At 71.0% G+C, this 16,679-nt stretch carries 18 protein-coding genes; 8 read left to right on the plus strand and 10 right to left on the minus strand.

All coding sequences use genetic code 11. From position 1 onward, the window contains the following. The first annotated feature begins 74 nt into the window (after nt 1-74). Nucleotides 75-1,574, plus strand: a complete 1,500-nt coding sequence (locus FO059_RS00195; protein WP_143905345.1) for a glycoside hydrolase family 5 protein — start codon at nt 75-77, stop codon at nt 1,572-1,574. Between the two features lie 79 nt (nt 1,575-1,653). On the opposite strand, the gene FO059_RS00200 is transcribed toward FO059_RS00195, so the two are convergent. Both FO059_RS00200 and FO059_RS00205 read right to left on the minus strand, forming a co-directional pair. Further along, nucleotides 1,654-3,273 carry an ABC transporter substrate-binding protein gene (locus tag FO059_RS00200; RefSeq protein ID WP_143905347.1) on the minus strand — a complete coding sequence of 540 codons (1,620 nt, stop codon included), beginning with the start codon at nt 3,271-3,273 and terminating at the stop codon, nt 1,654-1,656. Between the two features lie 48 nt (nt 3,274-3,321). Further along, entirely contained in the window at nt 3,322-4,659 is a 1,338-nt protein-coding gene (locus FO059_RS00205; protein WP_143905349.1) for an NAD(P)/FAD-dependent oxidoreductase, read from the minus strand. Nucleotides 4,660-4,843: 184 nt separating this feature from the next. Between FO059_RS00205 and FO059_RS00210 the strand changes: the two genes are divergently transcribed. Beyond that, nucleotides 4,844-5,443: a TetR/AcrR family transcriptional regulator gene (locus FO059_RS00210; protein WP_158726860.1), complete on the plus strand. Its 600-nt coding sequence runs from the start codon at nt 4,844-4,846 to the stop codon at nt 5,441-5,443. Between the two features lie 166 nt (nt 5,444-5,609). Beyond that, entirely contained in the window at nt 5,610-5,735 is a 126-nt protein-coding gene (locus FO059_RS18865; protein WP_268892907.1) for a hypothetical protein, read from the plus strand. 42 nt (nt 5,736-5,777) lie between these two features. On the opposite strand, the gene FO059_RS00215 is transcribed toward FO059_RS18865, so the two are convergent. From FO059_RS00215 to FO059_RS00230, 4 genes are all read right to left on the minus strand, one after another. Then, nucleotides 5,778-6,812, minus strand: a complete 1,035-nt coding sequence (locus tag FO059_RS00215; RefSeq protein WP_143905352.1) for a phosphotransferase family protein — start codon at nt 6,810-6,812, stop codon at nt 5,778-5,780. After that, on the minus strand, nt 6,809-8,056 hold the full coding sequence (locus tag FO059_RS00220) for an acyl-CoA dehydrogenase family protein (RefSeq protein WP_143905355.1): 1,248 nt from the start codon (nt 8,054-8,056) through the stop codon (nt 6,809-6,811). Before FO059_RS00220 ends, FO059_RS00215 begins: the two co-directional genes overlap by 4 nt. Before the next feature lie 167 nt (nt 8,057-8,223). Further along, nucleotides 8,224-8,829: a TetR/AcrR family transcriptional regulator gene (locus tag FO059_RS00225; protein WP_143905357.1), complete on the minus strand. Its 606-nt coding sequence runs from the start codon at nt 8,827-8,829 to the stop codon at nt 8,224-8,226. An 85-nt stretch (nt 8,830-8,914) separates the two neighbouring features. After that, nucleotides 8,915-9,448 carry a hypothetical protein gene (locus FO059_RS00230; protein WP_143905358.1) on the minus strand — a complete coding sequence of 178 codons (534 nt, stop codon included), beginning with the start codon at nt 9,446-9,448 and terminating at the stop codon, nt 8,915-8,917. A gap of 228 nt (nt 9,449-9,676) precedes the next feature. Between FO059_RS00230 and FO059_RS00235 the strand changes: the two genes are divergently transcribed. Further along, nucleotides 9,677-10,036 carry a DsrE family protein gene (locus FO059_RS00235; RefSeq protein WP_143905360.1) on the plus strand — a complete coding sequence of 120 codons (360 nt, stop codon included), beginning with the start codon at nt 9,677-9,679 and terminating at the stop codon, nt 10,034-10,036. Nucleotides 10,037-10,097: 61 nt separating this feature from the next. On the opposite strand, the gene FO059_RS00240 is transcribed toward FO059_RS00235, so the two are convergent. From FO059_RS00240 to FO059_RS00245, 3 genes are all read right to left on the minus strand, one after another. Continuing rightward, nucleotides 10,098-11,108, minus strand: a complete 1,011-nt coding sequence (locus FO059_RS00240; protein ID WP_199257172.1) for a sulfite exporter TauE/SafE family protein — start codon at nt 11,106-11,108, stop codon at nt 10,098-10,100. 58 nt (nt 11,109-11,166) lie between these two features. Then, nucleotides 11,167-11,280, minus strand: coding sequence for a putative leader peptide (locus tag FO059_RS18990; protein ID WP_372497948.1), 114 nt, complete (start codon nt 11,278-11,280; stop codon nt 11,167-11,169). A gap of 102 nt (nt 11,281-11,382) precedes the next feature. Further along, nucleotides 11,383-12,090 carry a TetR/AcrR family transcriptional regulator gene (locus tag FO059_RS00245; RefSeq protein ID WP_143905362.1) on the minus strand — a complete coding sequence of 236 codons (708 nt, stop codon included), beginning with the start codon at nt 12,088-12,090 and terminating at the stop codon, nt 11,383-11,385. A gap of 176 nt (nt 12,091-12,266) precedes the next feature. Here FO059_RS00245 and FO059_RS00250 point away from each other — a divergent pair, with 176 nt between their 5' ends. Further along, complete coding sequence (locus tag FO059_RS00250) at nt 12,267-13,793, plus strand: MFS transporter (RefSeq protein ID WP_143905364.1); 1,527 nt, start codon at nt 12,267-12,269, stop codon at nt 13,791-13,793. A 115-nt stretch (nt 13,794-13,908) separates the two neighbouring features. Here the strand turns inward: FO059_RS00250 and FO059_RS00255 are convergent, their stop codons facing one another. Further along, complete coding sequence (locus FO059_RS00255) at nt 13,909-14,439, minus strand: GNAT family N-acetyltransferase (RefSeq protein ID WP_143905366.1); 531 nt, start codon at nt 14,437-14,439, stop codon at nt 13,909-13,911. Nucleotides 14,440-14,482: 43 nt separating this feature from the next. On the opposite strand from FO059_RS00255, the gene FO059_RS00260 reads away from it, so the two are divergent. The 3 genes from FO059_RS00260 (at nt 14,483) to FO059_RS18260 (ending at nt 16,472) form a co-directional block, all read left to right on the plus strand. Continuing rightward, complete coding sequence (locus FO059_RS00260; protein ID WP_143905368.1) at nt 14,483-15,106, plus strand: TetR/AcrR family transcriptional regulator; 624 nt, start codon at nt 14,483-14,485, stop codon at nt 15,104-15,106. Between the two features lie 119 nt (nt 15,107-15,225). Further along, entirely contained in the window at nt 15,226-15,591 is a 366-nt protein-coding gene (locus tag FO059_RS18255) for a phosphopantetheine adenylyltransferase (protein WP_158726859.1), read from the plus strand. Next, nucleotides 15,588-16,472, plus strand: coding sequence for a helix-turn-helix domain-containing protein (locus FO059_RS18260; protein WP_158726858.1), 885 nt, complete (start codon nt 15,588-15,590; stop codon nt 16,470-16,472). The genes FO059_RS18255 and FO059_RS18260 overlap by 4 nt, the downstream gene beginning before the upstream one ends. The last annotated feature ends 207 nt before the right edge of the window (nt 16,473-16,679 follow it).

Genomic DNA, 16,679 nt, shown 5'->3' on the forward strand with positions numbered 1-16,679 from the left:
CATGGGCGAAAGACTCGCCGCCCGGAAGACGCGAATCGGTGATGCATCGGCGTAGACCGCATTAAGTTAGTCGTATGTCCAGGTTACTTCGCGTCCGGCGGTCGCTGCTGCTGACCGGCGCGTTCGTGTTGTTTCTCGCCGTCCTGCCCGCGACGGGCGCCGCCGCGGTGCCTCCGGCGCAGTCCACGGGCGGGTGGACGATGCCCCGGCTCACCGTGGAGGGCCAGGCGATCACGGACGTCGACGGCCGCGCGGTGCTGCTGCGCGGTGCGAACTTCAACAAGCTGGCCGAGTACGCCCAGAACGATCCGCCGCTGCCGACGGTGGTGCCGATGGACGGCACCGAGTTCGCGCGGATGGCGCGGCTCGGCTTCAACGTGGTCCGGCTCAACCTGTCATGGTCGGCGCTCGAGCCGGCTCCCGGCGCCTTCGACCAGGCCTATGTGGACCGGATCCGTGACGCAGTGCAGCGGGCTAAGGAGCACGGCATCTACACGGTGCTGGACATGCACCAGGATGCCTGGGGGCCGGCGGTGGGCACCCCCGACGGTGTGGCCTGCCCACCGGGGATGCAGCCGGGATTCGGCTGGGACGGCGCCCCCGCGTGGGCCACCCTGACCGACGGCTGGACCACCTGCACGATCGGCGACCTGCGGGAGTCCGCCCCCGCCGTCGCCCGCGCCTTCCAGAACTTCTACGACAACGTGAACGGCATCCAGGACCACCTGGTCGCGACGTGGGCCAGGCTCGCCGCGGAGTTCAAGAACGAGCCGGCGGTGGCCGGCTACGACCTGCTCAACGAACCCAATCCGGGGCTGCGCGGCCCGGTCGCCGCGGCCGATCAGCTCGGCCGGTTCTACCAGCGGGCGATCGGCGCCATCCGCGCGGCCGAACAGGGCGGGTTCGAGCACCTGGTGTTCTTCGAACCCAGCGCGATCTGGTCGGGGATCGGCGTCGACGCGCTGCCGCCCCCGCAGTACCTGACCGATCCGCTGCTCGTGTTCTCCCCGCACCTCTACGCCGAGTCCATCCTGCTGAGCAGCGATTTCCCCACGATCGACCAGGGCTTCGAGTTGGCCATGGCTGCCGCCGACGTGTACGGCGCGCCCATGTGGACGGGTGAGTGGGGCTGGTGGGGCGATCCCGCCGTCGAGGCCGCCCAGGTCGACAGGTTCGTCGACGATCTCGATCGGTACCGGACCGGCGGCGCCTGGTGGTCGTGGGTGCAGGCGTGCGGCGACCCGCACGCGGTGCGGGACGGCAATACCGAGAAGCCGCAGGGCAACCTCAACGCGATCGACTGCCCATCGGGCGCCCCGCTGGGACTTGTGGAGGACTTCGCCCGGCCGCTGTCGCGGGCTTATCCGCGGGCCGCGCCCGGGCTGACCGAGGTGGAGGACGGCGGCTTCGCGGGGACGGGCGCCGGCCTGGTGGAGGCGTGGTACCCGGGGGCGGAGCGGCCGCGGCTGACCACCACGAACGTCGACGGTGTCGATCTGGCCCGGATCGACGGTGGCTGGCGGCTGACCGGCGAGGCCACCGGCGACTACTCGGTTGCGACGCAGGCGGGATAGTCCGACGCGATGGGGCGCCCGCGCTCGTGCTGCGCGGACGCCCCGTCACCGTCGTCAGTGCGGACGTGTCGCCGAACCGCTACTGCGCGATCCAGGTGTTGCCCAGCAGCATGATGCCGTCGTTGCTCGGCATCGCCCCGTGGACGTTCGGCTGCCAGGCGACGAAGTTCGCGCCCCAGCCCAGACCCAGGTAGGGCACGTCGTCGTGGATCTTCTGCTCCACGGCATTCAGCGCCGCCTGCTTCGCGTCGTGGCCTACCGCGGTCCGCGCGGCATCGAGCAGCGCGTCCATCGCCGGGTCGCTGTAGCCGACGAGGTTGTTCGGCGAGGTGCTGCGCAGCGCCGCGTCGATGCGCAGCACCGGCACCGCGTCGGAGATCGCGCCCGACCCGTAGGTCAGGTCGAAGTCGTGGTCGACGTAGAGGCGCTTGACCATGTCGGTGATCGTGGCGGTGTACTGCACGTCCACGGTGAAGCCCACCGCGTTCAGCATGGCCTGCGTTGCCGTGGCGATGGCCTGGGCGGCCGGGCTGTTCACGCTCACGTAGGTGAGTTTGCCGTCGAAACCGTTCGCCTTGGCGGCGTCGACGAGCTGCTTGGCCTGCGCGGTGTCCTGCGTGAACGCGGGCACGTCGTTGTGCCACTCGGACCAGTCGGCGAAGATCTTGGTGGTCGGGTGGCCGTCGCCGTTGAACGCGTGCTGGTTGATCACCTCGGGGTCGACGGCCAGGGCGATCGCCTTGCGGACGTTCGGATCCGCGCCGGGATGGCCCGCACGGTTGTTGATCTGCAGCATGTCGCTGAGGTTCAGCGGCTCGTAGAAGCCGGGGTATTTCGCCTTCGCGTCCGAGATCCATTCCGCGGTGCGCAGGAACGACATCTGGACGCCGCCGGAATCCATGGCCTGGATCTTCGGCTGGCCGCCGGCGATGTCGACGAATTTCACGGTGTCCAGGTGCGGCTTGCCGTCCCAGTAATCCGCGCGGGGCGTGAGTTCGAGTGAGCTCGCGGGGGCGAACTTCTCGACGGTGTACGGGCCGGCGCCGATGGGCCGGAAGTTCTCCGGGTCGGCGTAGGCGGCCGGCGCGAGGATCATGCCGTGACCGAACGTGAGCAGCGCGGGGAACTCGGACCACGGGGCTTTCAGCGTGAACGTGACCGTCTGCGGGTCGGTGGCGACCATCGACGCGACGCCGGCCAGCCACTGGTCGCTGTTCACGCCGTGGCCCTCGTTGTAGCGGTTGATGCTGGTGACCACGGCGCCGGCGTCCAGGGGCGTGCCGTCCGAGAAGGTGACGCCGTCGCGGAGCGTGAGGATCCAGGTGAGGTGGTCGTCGCTCTCGGTGAGCGATTCCGCCAGCTGCGGCACGTACTCCTTCCTTTCGGCGTCGTAGCGCACGAGCAGGTCGTAAATGTTGGCCATTTCCGTGCCGCCCGTGGACCCGGCCACCTGCGTGACCAGCGGGTCCAGGCTCGACGGCATCGAGTAGCCGGCAAAGCTCAGGGTCCCGCCGTCGACCGGGCCGCCGGCGTCCGGCTGCTCGCCGACGATGCCCGCCTTGGTGACGGCGGCACCGTCGGTTCCGCCGGTGCCGCCGCCGGAGCCGCCGGTGCTTGCGCATCCGGCGAGCAGGGCTGCGCTCGCGATGAGCGCGGCGGAGGCGGCTATGGTCCTGCGCCGCACGAGATGTCGTTTCATGGGGGTCTCCTTGCTCGGTGTGGCAATGCCGTGGCGGCCGCCGGCGGGTCAGAGGATGTTGAAGCGGTCGACCACGCGCGCACCGGGGATGAGCACGTAGCGGATCTTGAAGTTGAAGCTGTTGCGGTACCGGGCCGTCTCCGGCTCGGTGATAGGCAGGACGACGTCGCTCATCCGGTCGTCGGCCAGGGCGTTCGCGAGGTTGCGGCCCAGCAGGGGGCCCAGGAACACGCCCCAGGTGCCCAGGTTCATCAGGGCGAGGACTCCGTCGTCGACGCGGAAGATCTGGGGGTAGTCGGCGTGGTAGACCGACGACGAGCTCGCGGTCATCCCGGTCCAGTACGACTCGAGGCCGATGTCCGCGTCGCGGGTGACGGGGAACGTGCGGTGAAGGAAGTCGAGCGTGTGCCGGAAATACGTCTCGGCCTTGTCGGCACCGCGTGGCCGGGGGATGGACGCCGTGATCAGCCGGTTCCGCTCGTCGATGACCATGGGGACCAGGCCGGCGGGGAACTGGGTGAACGCCGCGCGCGACGGGTTGACGGCAGCGAGGACGTCGTCCGGCAGCGGCGTGGTCGCCATCGCGTAGGCCACCAGCGGGTACTGCGTCTTCGCCAGGTCCGGGTAGAACTGGTTGCCGGCGTGCCCGTTGGTGCAGAGGACCACCTGGTCGGCCAGCACGGAACCGTGGAGCGTGCGTACCCGCCGGCGCCCGTTCTCCTGCTCGACGGAGATCACCGGCGAGTCGCCATACACCCGGGCGCCGGCGTTCACGGCCGCGTCTGCGAGCCCGCGGGTGAACAGGTAGGGGTTGACTGATCCGCCTTCGCCCCAGTGCAGGCCGTAGGAGTATTCGGTGGTGCCGAGCAACCGGGTCAGGTCGGCCTTCCCCACCACGTCCACGTCGTAGCCGTATCCGCGCCACACCCGGGCCTTCTCCTCGAGCTCCCCGTAGCGGCGGATAGCGCCCTCGACCATGCCGGTGGCCTGCGCGTCGCAGGCGATGCCGTGCTTGTCGGCCAACTCGTAGACGATGCCGCGGCCCTCGATCACCGTGTCCAGCAGGCGTTGACCCTTGTCCGGCCAGTCTTCGGTGGGGTCGAGTGTGGCCAGGTAGGGCTGCACGTGGCCCGCGTTGCGGCCGGACGCGCCGTCGCCCGGCTGGGCGGCTTCGACGACGGCGACGTCGATCCCGCGCTCGGCCAGGTGCAGCGCGGTGGAGCTTCCGGCAAGGCCGGCGCCGACGATCACGACGGAAGCCTCGGTGTCGCCGGTGAGCGGTGCCATCGGCGGCGGCAGGGTCTCGGGGGCCCAGCCGACGCTGCGGATAGGCACGTCCCCGCGTTCGTAGTCGGAGCGGTTCAGCCTGGTCCGGTGGGATGTCATCGTCGGTCCTCCCCGTGCGCCCGTGCGCATCTGTGCGGTGATTCAGACGCACTGTAAACGATATCCAGGCGACAACACAACAGTTGTTATGTTGAATAGGACGTGTTCAGGGCGAGGAGACAACGGTTGTTATGCTGACCTGCCCGGCGTGGACGCCGGTGTGGCCGACGCGGAACGGAGCGAGATGACGCAAGCAACCACGGACGATCCGCGCCGCCGGGTGGCCGACGCCGCGTGCGCGCTGGTGGCCGAGGGCGGCCTGGAGCACGCGACGATGCGACGGGTCGCCGCGCGCCTGGGGACCACGACCGGGTTCATCTCGCACTACTTCGCGGACAAGGACGAGCTGCTGCAGGCGGCGCTCAGCGCCGCGCTCGACGACGTCACCCGCAGGGTCACCGAGACCGGCGCGTCCTCGGGGCTCGAGGAGTGGCTGGGGCTGGTCGAGCAGGCGCTGCCGCACGACGAGGCGTCGGAGCGCTTCTGGCGGGTGCTCGTCGCCTTCGAGGCGGCAAGCCTGGTGAGCGACAAGCTGTCCCGCGTTCTGCAGACCTACGCCGCGGACGGCGAGTGGCGGCTGGCCGAGTTGCTGTCCACCGCGTTGCCTCAGGGGCTTGAGGACGACGCGGTGCGCAGGACGGCGCGGGCGGTCTGGGTGGTGGTCGACGGGATCGGCACCACCGCGGTGACCAACCCGGGCGCGCTCTCCGCGGGGCAGCGGTCCGCGGTGCTGCGGTCATCGGTGCAGGCCCTCATCGAGGAGGCGACGGGTGCGGGTGCGTGATCGGTGCGGATTCGCTATCCGATGCCGGAGGGCATGGCCTTAATTCAATGACAAGAGTAGGGTACGGGGCGTAACCGCGCGCCGCCTGCCCGTGTGGCCCGAGAGCCCGCATCGGCTGAGCCTCCAGTACGGGTGCCGCCGCAACTCTCCAGTTCAAGGAGGAATCATGGGATCGGAAGTCGTCTTCGGCAGCCTCAGCGACTGGATCACCGACAACATGGACACGAGCCCGTTCGCCCGGGCCTCCGCCGTGTTGTGGATACCGATTTTCGCGCTGTTCCAGTCGCTGTGAATCGGTCGGCGGCACTCTGTCGCCTACCCCCGGGGCACGCGGCTACCCGTTGCCGGCCAGCGCCGCGAGCCCCAGGCTGATGTACTCGGGCACGGCGGCCGCGGCGTGGTCCTCTCCGGCCGCGGCGCCGGCCCGGGTGCGGTGCGCGATGCCGGCCGCGATCACGCCGATCTTGAAGTAGGCCAGGCCCATGTAGAAGTCCCAGTGGGGCAGGTCGGCGCCGGTGGCAAGGGCATAGCGCTCTGCCAGGTCCTGCGGCTGCGGGATACGCGGCTGCGTCCACGCCGCGGGAAACCCGAGCACGCTGTCCAGCGCGGCATGCCGGTAGGCGCACATCATCGCCACGTCGGAGATCGGGTCGCCCAGCGTGGACAGCTCCCAATCCACCACGGCGACGATCCGGCCGGAATCGCGCGGTGCGAGCATCACGTTGTCGATTCGGTAGTCGCCGTGCACGATCGACGGCGCCGGCGATGCGGGGATCCGTTCCAGCAGCCGGTTTCCCAGCACCTCGACGTCCCGCAGGTCGCCGGTGGCCACGTACTCCCACTGGCGCAGCCAGCGCTTGGCCTGCCGCTCGAGGTAGCCGTCGGGCCGGCCGAAGTCGCCCAGCCCGGCGGATTCGTAGTCCACCGCGTGCAGCGCCGCGAGCACCCGCATCATCTCGTCGGTGCAGACCGCGATGTCCGCGTCCGGCAGCGCGGCCAGCTCGTCGGCCGTCCGCACCACGTCACCCTCGACGAACCCCATGACGGTGAACGGCGCACCGATCACGGACTCGTCCTCGCACAGTCCCACGGCGGGGGCCACCGGCACGCCGCTGCCGGCCAGCCCGCAGGTCACCCGGTACTCGCGCGTCATGTCGTGCGCCGACGGTGTGAGCCCGGCCAGCGGGGGCCGGCGCACCACCCAGGCGGTGCCCGCCTCGTCGGCGACCCGGAAGGTCAGGTTGGACTTTCCGCCCGCGAGCCGGGTCGCGGTCAGGCCTCCGCGGACCTCCGCCCTGGCGCCGATGTACGCGCGGAGGGCGTCCAGGTCGAGCGCGCGAACGGTGTCGTCGGTCGCGGGGCCGCTCATCGGGACACCTTCTCCCCGGTACGCGGGTCCTCGCGGTTCCGGACCTCTTCCCGCGCACGTGCCGCGCGCCGCACGGCGCGTTTGGCGATCGACCAGCGATGGACTTCGGAGGGGCCGTCGTAGATCCGGAACGGCCGCACCTCGCTGAGCAGGCGGGCGAGCGGGAGGTCCGCGGACACCCCCATCCCGCCGCACAGCTGGATGCTGCGGTCGATCACCCGGTGGACGGCCTCGGCGCCGTACACCTTCGCGATCGAGGTGGCCGTGGTGCCGAGGTCGCCGGCGTCCAGCTCGGCGCAGGCGGTGAGCAGCAGGGCGCGCGTGGCGGCGATGTCGATCTCGTTGTCCGCGATCATCTTCTGCGCCATGCCCAGGTCGCCGAGCCGCTGCCCGAACAGCCTGCGCTCGGCGCTGTATCCGAGCGCGATGTCGTGGGCGCGGCGGGCAGAACCCAGCCACCGCATCACGTGCGTCATGCGGGCCGGGCCCAGCCGGACCTGCGCGTACCGGTAGCCCTCGTCCACCTCGCCGAGCACCGCGTCGTCGGGAAGCCGCAGGCCGTCGAACGTCAACTCGCAGTGGCCGCCCACCATCGAGCGGTCGATGGTGGGGATGTGCCGGCCCACGCGGATGCCGTCGGCGTCGGCCGGCGCCAGGAACATCGTCGCCCCGCCGAGGTCGCCCGCGGTGCCCGAGGTGCGCGCCATGACGATGAAGAATCCGGCCCCGTCGGCCCCGGTGATGAAATGCTTGGCGCCGTCGATCCGCCAGCCGCCGGGCACCCGCTCGGCCGTGGCGGCGAGCGCCGCGGGGTCGGCGCCCGCTCCGGGTGCCGGCTCGGTCATCGCGAAGGCCGAGCGCACCTCGCCGCGGCACAGCGGCGCCAGGTACCGCTCCTTCTGATCGGCGGACGCGATGTGGGCGAGCATGTGGATGTTGCCCTCGTCGGGGGCGGCGATGTTCATGGCGAGCGGCCCGAAGACCGAGTATCCGGCCTCCTCGAAAACCGGCGCGCGGTCGCGCATGTCCATGCCCAGGCCCCCGTATTCGACCGGAGCGTGGGGCGCGAACACGCCGGCATCGCGGGCGAGCTGCTGGATGTGCACCCGGAAGGCGTCCCCGCCTGCGGCGGCGACATCGCCGTCGTGCTCCTGCTCCAACGGCAGGATGCGGGCGCGGACCAGCTCCCGTGTCGCATCGGCGACGCGTCGCGCCTCCGTGGTGGGGGTCAGTTCGATGGCCATGGGCCCTCCTCCTGTGCAAGGCGACGGCTGGGGCGTCCCGTCGACCGGACCACCCGAGCGGGCGGCCGGCCGGGCCTAAGGCCGACCGAACGATCGCTCGGTAATGTTCACAGGTTGTCACCGCGCAGCGCGCACGTCAATAGCCGGGCCTGCGGGGGCTTCGCGGGTCAGGCCCGGGGGAGCTCCACGCCGGCGATGCGGCGCGCGATCTGGAGCTGGCGCGCGACGACTTCGTCCGGGGCGAGCGAGCCGGCGGGGTCGTACCAGCCCGCGAGCGCCACGCACAACGACGCCGCGGCGCGGGCGGCATCGTCGACGTGCCGGCAGCGGAACGTCCCGTCGGCCACGCCCTGCTCGATGATCCCGGCGATCATGCGCTGCTGTTCGTCGCGCTGCGCGACGTGCCGGCGCAGGACCGTGTCGTCCATGCTGCGCATCTCGGTGGACGCGACGAACGCGTCGTCCCGCCGCTGCATGTGGAACCGCAGCAGGCATTCCATCACGTTGTCGAAGCGCCCGAGTGCGGAGCCGTCCGAGTCGGCGTCCGCGGCGCGGGAGTGCGCGAGCATGCGATCCATGGCGCTGCCGACGAGCGCGCTGAGGATGGCCTGCTTCGACTTGTGGTGGTGATACAGCCCCGGCACGGACAGGCCCGCCGCGTCCGCCACGGCGCGTATCGACGTCGCGTGATAGCCGTTGCGGGCGAACAGCTCCCGCGCCGCCCGTAGCGTGGGGGTGAGCCCGTCGTCGGTGAAGTCCCGCCAGTCCGTCACCACCCGAGGATAGCGAGCGAACGATCGGTCGGGCAACGGGCTGTCCTGGGGCGCGGAAGTCGGTCTCCGCGCTTGCCGGCGGGTTTCAGGAGATGAAAACCGAGAGTCCGGGGAGCACGCCGTGCGCAACGGGCGGCGCCTGATAGGCGGTGCGGAAGTGCGTCACCGTCGCGACGACCGGCCCGCTTCCCGTATCGACGGTCGCGGAGGTGGGCAGGGTCGCCGGGAAATCGGGCGGGAGGTTGGGGGTGCCGCCGGACTCGATCAGCGACTGCCAGTACCGCAGCGGAACGTCGCCCGAGGCGCCCGTCTGCAGGTTCTGCCAGTGGACCACGACGAAACGCGAGGCGTGCATGTAGTAGTAGGGGAACGGCCGGGGGACGGAGAACGTCGTCTCGCCGGGCGCCTGGCCGTCGGTGGCGGCCACCTGGATCAGCGGGAACATGCCCTCGGGGGTCGACGCGGGTCCGATGTCGGGCCCGCTGATCACGGGGGTCTGGATCAGCGTGTGGACGGGATCGGCGGAGGCCGTGCCCGCCGCTCCGACGCCCACCGCCCCCGCGGTCAGGAGGGCGGCCGTGCCCGTCGACGCCGCGGCGCGCAGGAGAGTGCGTCGCATGGTGTACTCCTTACCTCTGCCCGGCCGCCGCGTCGGCTGTGCCGGGGTGGTGGTCGTGTAATCCGGGTATCGTCCCGCAGCCCGCTGGGGTTAGCAGCCCGAATCGGATACAAGCCGGTCGACTGCCTGATTTCGACGGCACCCGGCGGGCCACGCGTGCGGTGCGGACGCGACAATGGGTGTCGCGCCGTGCGCCCGCGCGGCGCCGACGAGGGGAGCACGGCACCGATGAGCCCGCAGACGCCCATGACCGACGGCGTGGTGGTCCACCTTCCGGAGTCCGACCCGCAACGCCAGGCGACGGTGCTCCGCAACACCACCAATCTGATCCGCGCGCTGGGCCCGGGCACCGTGGTGGAGGTTGTCACGCACGGTCCCGGCGTGGAGCTGTGCACGGGCGAATCGGGACTGGCCGACACCGTCGCCGCGCTGCAGGGCGAGGGTGTGACCGTCTGCGCCTGCGCCAACACCCTCACCGCCCGGAAGCTGTCCGAGGACGACCTGATGCCCGGCGTCGCCGTCGTCGACTCGGGGGTGGCGCACCTGGTGCGCCGGCAGCGCGAGGGGTGGTCCTACCTGCGGCCGTGAACCGCCGGGCACAGGCGCAGTGTCGCCACGAAGGCTCTGCCGCCTGACGGGCTCTGCCGCCTCACAAGAAGTGCGGCACAGCCTTGACCAGCATCGTCACGCCCGTGGCGCCGAGAAGGGTGAGGACCAGGGCGCTGAACACGGAGGGGTTGATGCGGCCCCAGCGGCGCAGCGCCGTGCCCGCCGCCAGGCCGACGAGGGTCACCAGCGCGATCACCGAACCCAGCCACAGCAGCTGCGCGGTCATCAGGCCGTTCACCGACATCTGGCCGATGCGCTCGGCGAAGACCAGCGTGAACACCAGCGACATGCCGCCGATGTAGCGGCGGGCGTCGCGCTCGAAGGTGTGCAGGTAGGCGGGCAGCAGCGGCCCCATGTTCACCGCGCCCAGGAGCACGCCCTCGGCGACGCCGACGGCGCCCAGGGAGACGGGGTGCGCGGTGCCGGTGGCGGGCCGGCCCTTGCGGGCGACCGACCAGATCACGTAACTGACCAGCACGACGCCGATGATCACGCCCAGCAGCTGCTTGGCCGGGAAGTTCTTGAGGATGAACACGCCGATCACGGAGCCCACCAGGGCGGCGGCGACCAGAGACCAGTGCTGGCGGAGGTACTGCCAGCCGGTGCCCGTCTCGCCGACCTGGAACAGATTCATCACCAGGGCGGGCACGGCGAGCACGATCACGGCCACCGACGGGTCGATGAGCACCGCGGCCAGCGGCGTGGCGATGAGGGCGTATCCGAAGCCGGAGAGCCCCTTGACCGCGGCGGCGACCAGCGCGATCGCGACGAAGGCCATCAGGTGCGCCATGGTGAAGCCCTCGTTGAGGCCCTCGGTCAGCGCCTCCCGGCTGGTGCCCGGGAACAGCACGATCGCCGGGATCAGCACCAGCAGCACGGCGAGCGTCATCATGGTGCGCCGGTAGTCGAAGAATGCGCGAAGGCGGCCGCGCGCGGCGGGCTCGGCGGCCGGTGCGGCCGGGGCGGCAGCAGTGTCGACTGGGGGACTGTCGACGGGGACGGCGCCGGCGGCGGGATCGGTCTCGGAATCGGAGACGGCAGCGGTGGTCACGGGGGTACCTCGGGATCTCGGGGAACGCGCCGCGGGCGGGGGCCGGGCGGCGGGGGGCTCAGCGAGAAGCGGTACAGCCGGCGCTGCTCACGCGCAGCAGGTCCACATGGCGCCGCATGGTCAGCCGCACGCCGCAGCCGTGTCCGCGGTGCGGGACGGTGGTGCGGCGCATGGGGACCTCATTGCGTACGAGTGGTGTGTGACCGGGCCGGTCGGAGAGTGACCTGCGGATCAGTATAGGGCCACGCGGCCCGGTTTGGGGTGAGCGGTCCTGTCAGCGGGAGATGGGCGCGGTCCACAGGCCCGTGAGCGCATCGACGAGGTCGGTGGCGAGCTCCTCCCATGTCCCGGCGTCGTCATTGACGGTGGTGCCGGCCCAGTGCCATCGCCCCGCGCCGTCGGTGTCGGCGGCCAAGTCCAGGTCCCGTTCCCTCTCGGAGCACATGTGCACCAGGAGTTGGCGTGCCATGTCGGCGCGGGTGCGCCGGATCCGGGGCGGGATCGCGTCGGCCGTGGCGCGCAGGCCCATGAGGTTCTCCTGGAGCGACGCCGACGAGAGCGCGTCCTCGTAGATGAGGGCGCGCAGGGCGGGGTCGGTCATCACCTGCGCGTTGAAGCGCGCGTACCAGGAGGGTGCGCCGAGTGCGGCGAAATGCTCCGTGGACGGGAGGACCAGGCACCGGATCCAGTCCCGGATGTCCGCGGAGCCTCGGACGCTCGCGAGCATCGGTGTCCGCCTGGCCTCGATGTCCTGTGCGTGCTTGCGGATGATCGCCCGGATCAGGTCGGTCTTGGTGCCGAAGTGGTACGCGACGGCGGTGTTGTTCGCCTGCCCGGCGGCCTCGCCCACCTGCCGGTTGGACACCGCGGAGACGCCGCGCTCGGCGAAGAGCCGCTCGGCCGCCGTCATGATGGCGGCGCGGGTGGCGGCGGTGCGGGTGGTGCGCGCGCCGGGAGCGGGCGGGGCGGTCGCGGGGGTCATGGGGCCGATTCCTTCCAGTGCGCCGGAGGGCGTTTCCGGTCCGAGAGTTCCGTCACCCTACCCCGGCGACGGTTGTTCTAAGTCAGGTGACTGATATAGCGTCGCGCAAGTCACTTGACTTAAAATGCCGCCGCGGCCGATCGGAACGCCGGTGGCGTAGATCAGATCGGATACTTATGGCTCCACGCACCGGGCTCGACGCTCACGGCGCTTCCACCGACGGCCGAGAGTCCAAGAACTCCGCCATCGTCGCGGTCCTCGCGCTCGGCGGCATCGTCGTCGCACTGATGCAGACCTTGATCATCCCGATCATCCCGGATCTTCCGGACCTCGTCGGGGCGTCCGCGGGTGACACGGCCTGGGCGATCACTGCAACGCTGCTCGCCGCCGCCGTCGCCACCCCGGTGATGGGCCGGCTCGGCGACATGTACGGCAAGCGCCGCCTCCTGCTGGTGAGCCTGGTGGTCCTCGTGGTGGGATCGCTCCTCGCCGCGTTCGCGTCCACCCTGGTGCCGCTGGTGATCGGCCGCGCCCTGCAGGGCTTCGCGTCCGGCGTGATCCCCCTGGGCATGAGCCTGATGCGCGACATCATGCCGCCGAAGAAGCTCGCCGGCGGCGTGGCGGTGATCAGTGCGTCGCTCGGCGTCGGCGGCGCGCTCGGCATGCCCCTCGCCGCGTTCATCGCCCAGTACGCGAACTGGCACATGCTCTTCTGGGTGTCCGCGGGCCTCGGTGTGCTGGCGTTCGTGCTCACCGTGATGGTGGTGCCGGAATCGGACCTGCGCGCCTCCGGATCGTTCGACTACGCCGGTGCGGCGGCGCTGTCCGCCACGCTGGTGACCCTGCTGCTGGCGATCTCCAAGGGCGCCGATTGGGGCTGGGGCTCGGGCCTGACGGTGGGCCTGTTCGTCGCCGCGGCCGTGCTGGCGGTGGCGTGGGTGCTGTGGGAGCTGCGTGCCACGCGTCCGCTGGTGGATGTCCGGGTGGCGGCGGGCAAGCAGGTGCTCATGACCAACACCGCCTCGGCGGTGTTCGGCTTCGCGATGTTCGCGCAGTCGCTGGTGGTGCCGCAGATCATCCAGATCCCCGAGTTCACCGGTTACGGCCTGGGCCAGTCGGTCTTGGTGGCCGGTCTGGCGATGGCGCCCGGCGGCCTGCTGATGATGGCGATGGCCCCGGTCTCGTCCCGCATCACGATGAGCGTGGGCCCCAAGTACACGTTGGTGACGGGTGCCGTCGTCGTCGGCCTCGGCTACCTCATGGGCGTGTTCTGGATGAACTCGGTGTGGCAGGTCGTGGTGATCTCCGGCATCATCAGCGCCGGCATCGGGCTGGCCTACGCGGCCATGCCCGCCCTCATCATGGGTGCCGTCCCGGTGGAGGAGACCGGCGCCGCCAACAGCTTCAACACGCTCATGCGCTCGTTGGGAACCTCGTTCGCCAGCGCGGTGGCGGGTGTCGTCGTCGCCTCGGTGACGATGGAGGTCGGCGGGGCCGTGCTGCCCAGCGGTTCCGCGTTCCAGATCGTCATGGGTGCTGCGGCGGGGGCGTCGTTGGTGGCGCTCGTCATCGCGGCGCTGCTGCCGAAGTACCGCCCGGCGGGGGGCGACGAGGAGGTGGTCGAGGTCGAGGCGGTCGAGAGTGCCGCGGGGATCGCCGGCGAGGCCGCCGACGCCGGGGGCTTTGCAGGGTCCCGGGCCTGACTCGGGGGCCGTGCGGACGCTCGACGGCGTCGGCCACGGTCGGGAGCAGCGGCGGCGCTCCGGACTGGCCGTTAGGCGATAGCCCTGGCCACGGCTTCGGCGTGCCGTGGTCGGCTCAGGTTGTGCGCTCGTAGTGGATGAGGTTGAGGTCGTGGCCCGATGGCGCGGTCCCCATCGCGCGTGCGGTCTCGACGAAGCCCGCCCGGGTGAGGACGTGGCGGGACGCGGCGTTGCCGGTGGCGGTGCGGGCCGTGAGCCGCGCCAGGCCCGCGCGGCGCGCGAACTGCGCGCCCAGGTCCAGCGCCGCGGAGCCCATGCCGCCTCCGCGGTGGTCCGGGTGCACCCAGAAGCCGACCTCCCCGCGGTCCTCGGCGAGGTTGAAGAGGACCAGACTTCCCGCGAACTCGTCCGTCTCCGGCCGGGCGATCGCGAGGACCGCCAGGTCGCCGCGTTCGAGTCCGGCGCGAACGTCGCCGTCGATCATGGTTCGCACGGAGGCCGGCGTGTAAGAGGGCTCGGGAAGGTGCCCGTACCGCTGAACGTCCGGGTCGGCCGTACCGGCCGCATAGGCGACGGCATCATCGTGACGCAGCCGTCGCAGGCGCGCGTGGCCGTTGTGCAAGGGAAGCAAGGAGGCATCGAGCATGGGGCTTAAGCTTACATAGTTCGTATAAGACGAGGGGGTGCCTATGAGCTACTGGGAGCACCGCAAGCCGGTGCGCAGGGCGCGGGCGGTCGACGTCGAGGCCGTCGCCCGCGCGTCGGCCGCGTTGATGGACGCCGGTGGACTCGGTGCGCTGACGGTCCGGGCGGTGGCGACCCGGCTCGGGGTCGCTCCCGCCAGCCTGTACTCGCGCGTGGAATCCGTCGACGATCTGTTCGACCTCGCTCTCGATCAGGCGTTGAGCGACGACGAGGACGTGCAGCAGGGGATGCGCGGGATGGGCATCCACGACCTCATGCTCGCCTTCCACGGGCATCTGCTTCGACACCCGTGGGCTTGTCAGGTCATCGGGTTCCGCGCGCCCCGTGGACCGGGCTACCTGCGCCTGTCCGAGCACATGTGCAGTCTGCTGACGGAATCGAACGTGCAGGATCCGCTCAGCGCCTCGTACACGCTGTCGAACTTCGTCATCGGATGTGCGACGACCGCATCCGTGTCCGACGACGAGCGATTCCGCCCGGTCGATCCGCGCGTCGCCCCGCTGTACGCCCGGTTGCATGCCGAGGATGCCGCCGACGCCCACCGCATCGTCGCCACCGGTCTGGCCGCGCTCCTGCAGTACCACTCGACCGTGCAGCCCGACCTCTAGAGTTCGCCGACGTGCCGGGGCAGCAGGTTCTCGGAAGCGCGACCCTCCTGCACGCGGGAGCATCGTGGTCACCCGAGCAGGAGGAGGACGGGATGCGTATCCGACGCTGTGGGCAAGCAATGCTGGTTGTCGCCGGACTGATCAACACGGTGCCGGCACTGGGAGCGCTGTCGGCGGACATGGCCTACGCGGCATACGGAATCGAGCCGGGCGGTTCGGGGACGGCAGTGTTGCTGCGCCATCGCGGCATGCTGTTCGGGGTCATCGGCATCGGGCTGGTGGCCGCGGCGTTCCGCCCGGACCTCCGCGCGGCGGCGGTGGGGGCGAATGCGATCAGCTTCGCGGGATTCCTCGCGCTGGTGCTGATGGAGGGGCCGGTGAACCCGGAGATCGCACGGGTGGCGGCGGTGGACACCGCCGCCCTGGGAGTGCTGGCGTGCGGCGCCGCCCTGCTGCGTTCGGACGAAGACGACGTGAGGCGATGACGGCCGTGGTGCTCACCGAGCCCGGCGCGACAGTCGTCGATGCCGCCGACTCACCGGCGGCGCACGCGACCATCGGATGGACGACCATGGACGCCGTGAGCACCTCTCCGCCCGTTCAACCCGCCCGCACGGTGTGGCTGTGGGCCGGTCATGCCGCCTACCTGGGGCCACCGTTCCAGCTGGGCGTGCACTCGACACCCTTGCACTGCTTCGCCCTCGGGGTCGACGGCCGGTTCAGCGTCGCGACCGCCGGCGATGGCGCACGCACGTGCCGCAGCGCGCTGATCCCGGCACGCACACCTCACCGGATCGCCCCCGGTGACGGGCGCATGCTGTTTTTCTACACGGACCCCCGATCGGTGCACGCCGACCGCCTCCGCGCCGCGATGCGCGACCGTTCCGGTGCCGTCGCAACGACGCATCGCGCTGAGGACCGGTTGCTTGACGCGCTGTCCGGGGACGTCGATCCGGGGCGACTGTGCCGGGTCCTGCTCGGCGGTGATGCGCCCGATACCGTCGACCACCGCGTCCGGCAGGCGATGAACAGGATCCTCGAAGAACCGGCGGCGGACCTGAGCGCTGCGCGGCTGGCGGCGGACGCAGGGCTGTCGACCTCGCGATTCCTGCACGTGTTCTCCGCGGGCGCCGGCACGAGCCTCCGGCGCTACCGGCTGTGGGCCCGGTTGCTTGCGGTGGCGGCGGCGATCGAGGAGGGAAGCGATCTGACCGATGCCGCCCTCGGCGCGGGCTTCGCCTCACCGAGCCATTTCAGCGACACCTTCCGCGCGATGTTCGGCCTCACCGCATCGGCCCTGCTCGCCCACGGGACCACGATCATTCCGGTCGACCGACGGCGGGTGCGCGACCGGCCTTGGACTTGAGCAGCGGGGCCGCGGCCACCGTGAGTCCACGTGGCCGCCGGCCCCGCGCCAGCGCACGATGTCCAGCGCCACCGGTCCGATCTGCCTGCATCCGCTCTCGGGAATCTTGCCGACTGTGGTGGCCGGAACGGACTTGCTGGACTACTATTGCGGGCGAGCGGGGCTTCGTGGAAGTCGCGCGAGTCGCAAGGCCAGGTGCACCTGGGG

Source organism: Tomitella fengzijianii (genome assembly GCF_007559025.1).
GTDB classification, from domain to species: domain Bacteria; phylum Actinomycetota; class Actinomycetes; order Mycobacteriales; family Mycobacteriaceae; genus Tomitella; species Tomitella fengzijianii.

Bases quoted from the DNA above. Each gene is read 5' to 3' on its own strand.
- FO059_RS00195 (WP_143905345.1), top strand. From the start codon at position 75: ATGTCCAGGTTACTTCGCGTCCGGCGGTCGCTGCTGCTGACCGGCGCG.
- FO059_RS00200 (WP_143905347.1), bottom strand. From the start codon at position 3,273: ATGAAACGACATCTCGTGCGGCGCAGGACCATAGCCGCCTCCGCCGCG.
- FO059_RS00205 (WP_143905349.1), bottom strand. From the start codon at position 4,659: ATGACATCCCACCGGACCAGGCTGAACCGCTCCGACTACGAACGCGGG.
- FO059_RS00210 (WP_158726860.1), top strand. From the start codon at position 4,844: ATGACGCAAGCAACCACGGACGATCCGCGCCGCCGGGTGGCCGACGCC.
- FO059_RS18865 (WP_268892907.1), top strand. From the start codon at position 5,610: ATGGGATCGGAAGTCGTCTTCGGCAGCCTCAGCGACTGGATCACCGAC.
- FO059_RS00215 (WP_143905352.1), bottom strand. From the start codon at position 6,812: ATGAGCGGCCCCGCGACCGACGACACCGTTCGCGCGCTCGACCTGGAC.
- FO059_RS00220 (WP_143905355.1), bottom strand. From the start codon at position 8,056: ATGGCCATCGAACTGACCCCCACCACGGAGGCGCGACGCGTCGCCGAT.
- FO059_RS00230 (WP_143905358.1), bottom strand. From the start codon at position 9,448: ATGCGACGCACTCTCCTGCGCGCCGCGGCGTCGACGGGCACGGCCGCC.
- FO059_RS00235 (WP_143905360.1), top strand. From the start codon at position 9,677: ATGAGCCCGCAGACGCCCATGACCGACGGCGTGGTGGTCCACCTTCCG.
- FO059_RS18990 (WP_372497948.1), bottom strand. From the start codon at position 11,280: ATGCGCCGCACCACCGTCCCGCACCGCGGACACGGCTGCGGCGTGCGG.
- FO059_RS00245 (WP_143905362.1), bottom strand. From the start codon at position 12,090: ATGACCCCCGCGACCGCCCCGCCCGCTCCCGGCGCGCGCACCACCCGC.
- FO059_RS00250 (WP_143905364.1), top strand. From the start codon at position 12,267: ATGGCTCCACGCACCGGGCTCGACGCTCACGGCGCTTCCACCGACGGC.
- FO059_RS00255 (WP_143905366.1), bottom strand. From the start codon at position 14,439: ATGCTCGATGCCTCCTTGCTTCCCTTGCACAACGGCCACGCGCGCCTG.
- FO059_RS00260 (WP_143905368.1), top strand. From the start codon at position 14,483: ATGAGCTACTGGGAGCACCGCAAGCCGGTGCGCAGGGCGCGGGCGGTC.
- FO059_RS18255 (WP_158726859.1), top strand. From the start codon at position 15,226: ATGCTGGTTGTCGCCGGACTGATCAACACGGTGCCGGCACTGGGAGCG.
- FO059_RS18260 (WP_158726858.1), top strand. From the start codon at position 15,588: ATGACGGCCGTGGTGCTCACCGAGCCCGGCGCGACAGTCGTCGATGCC.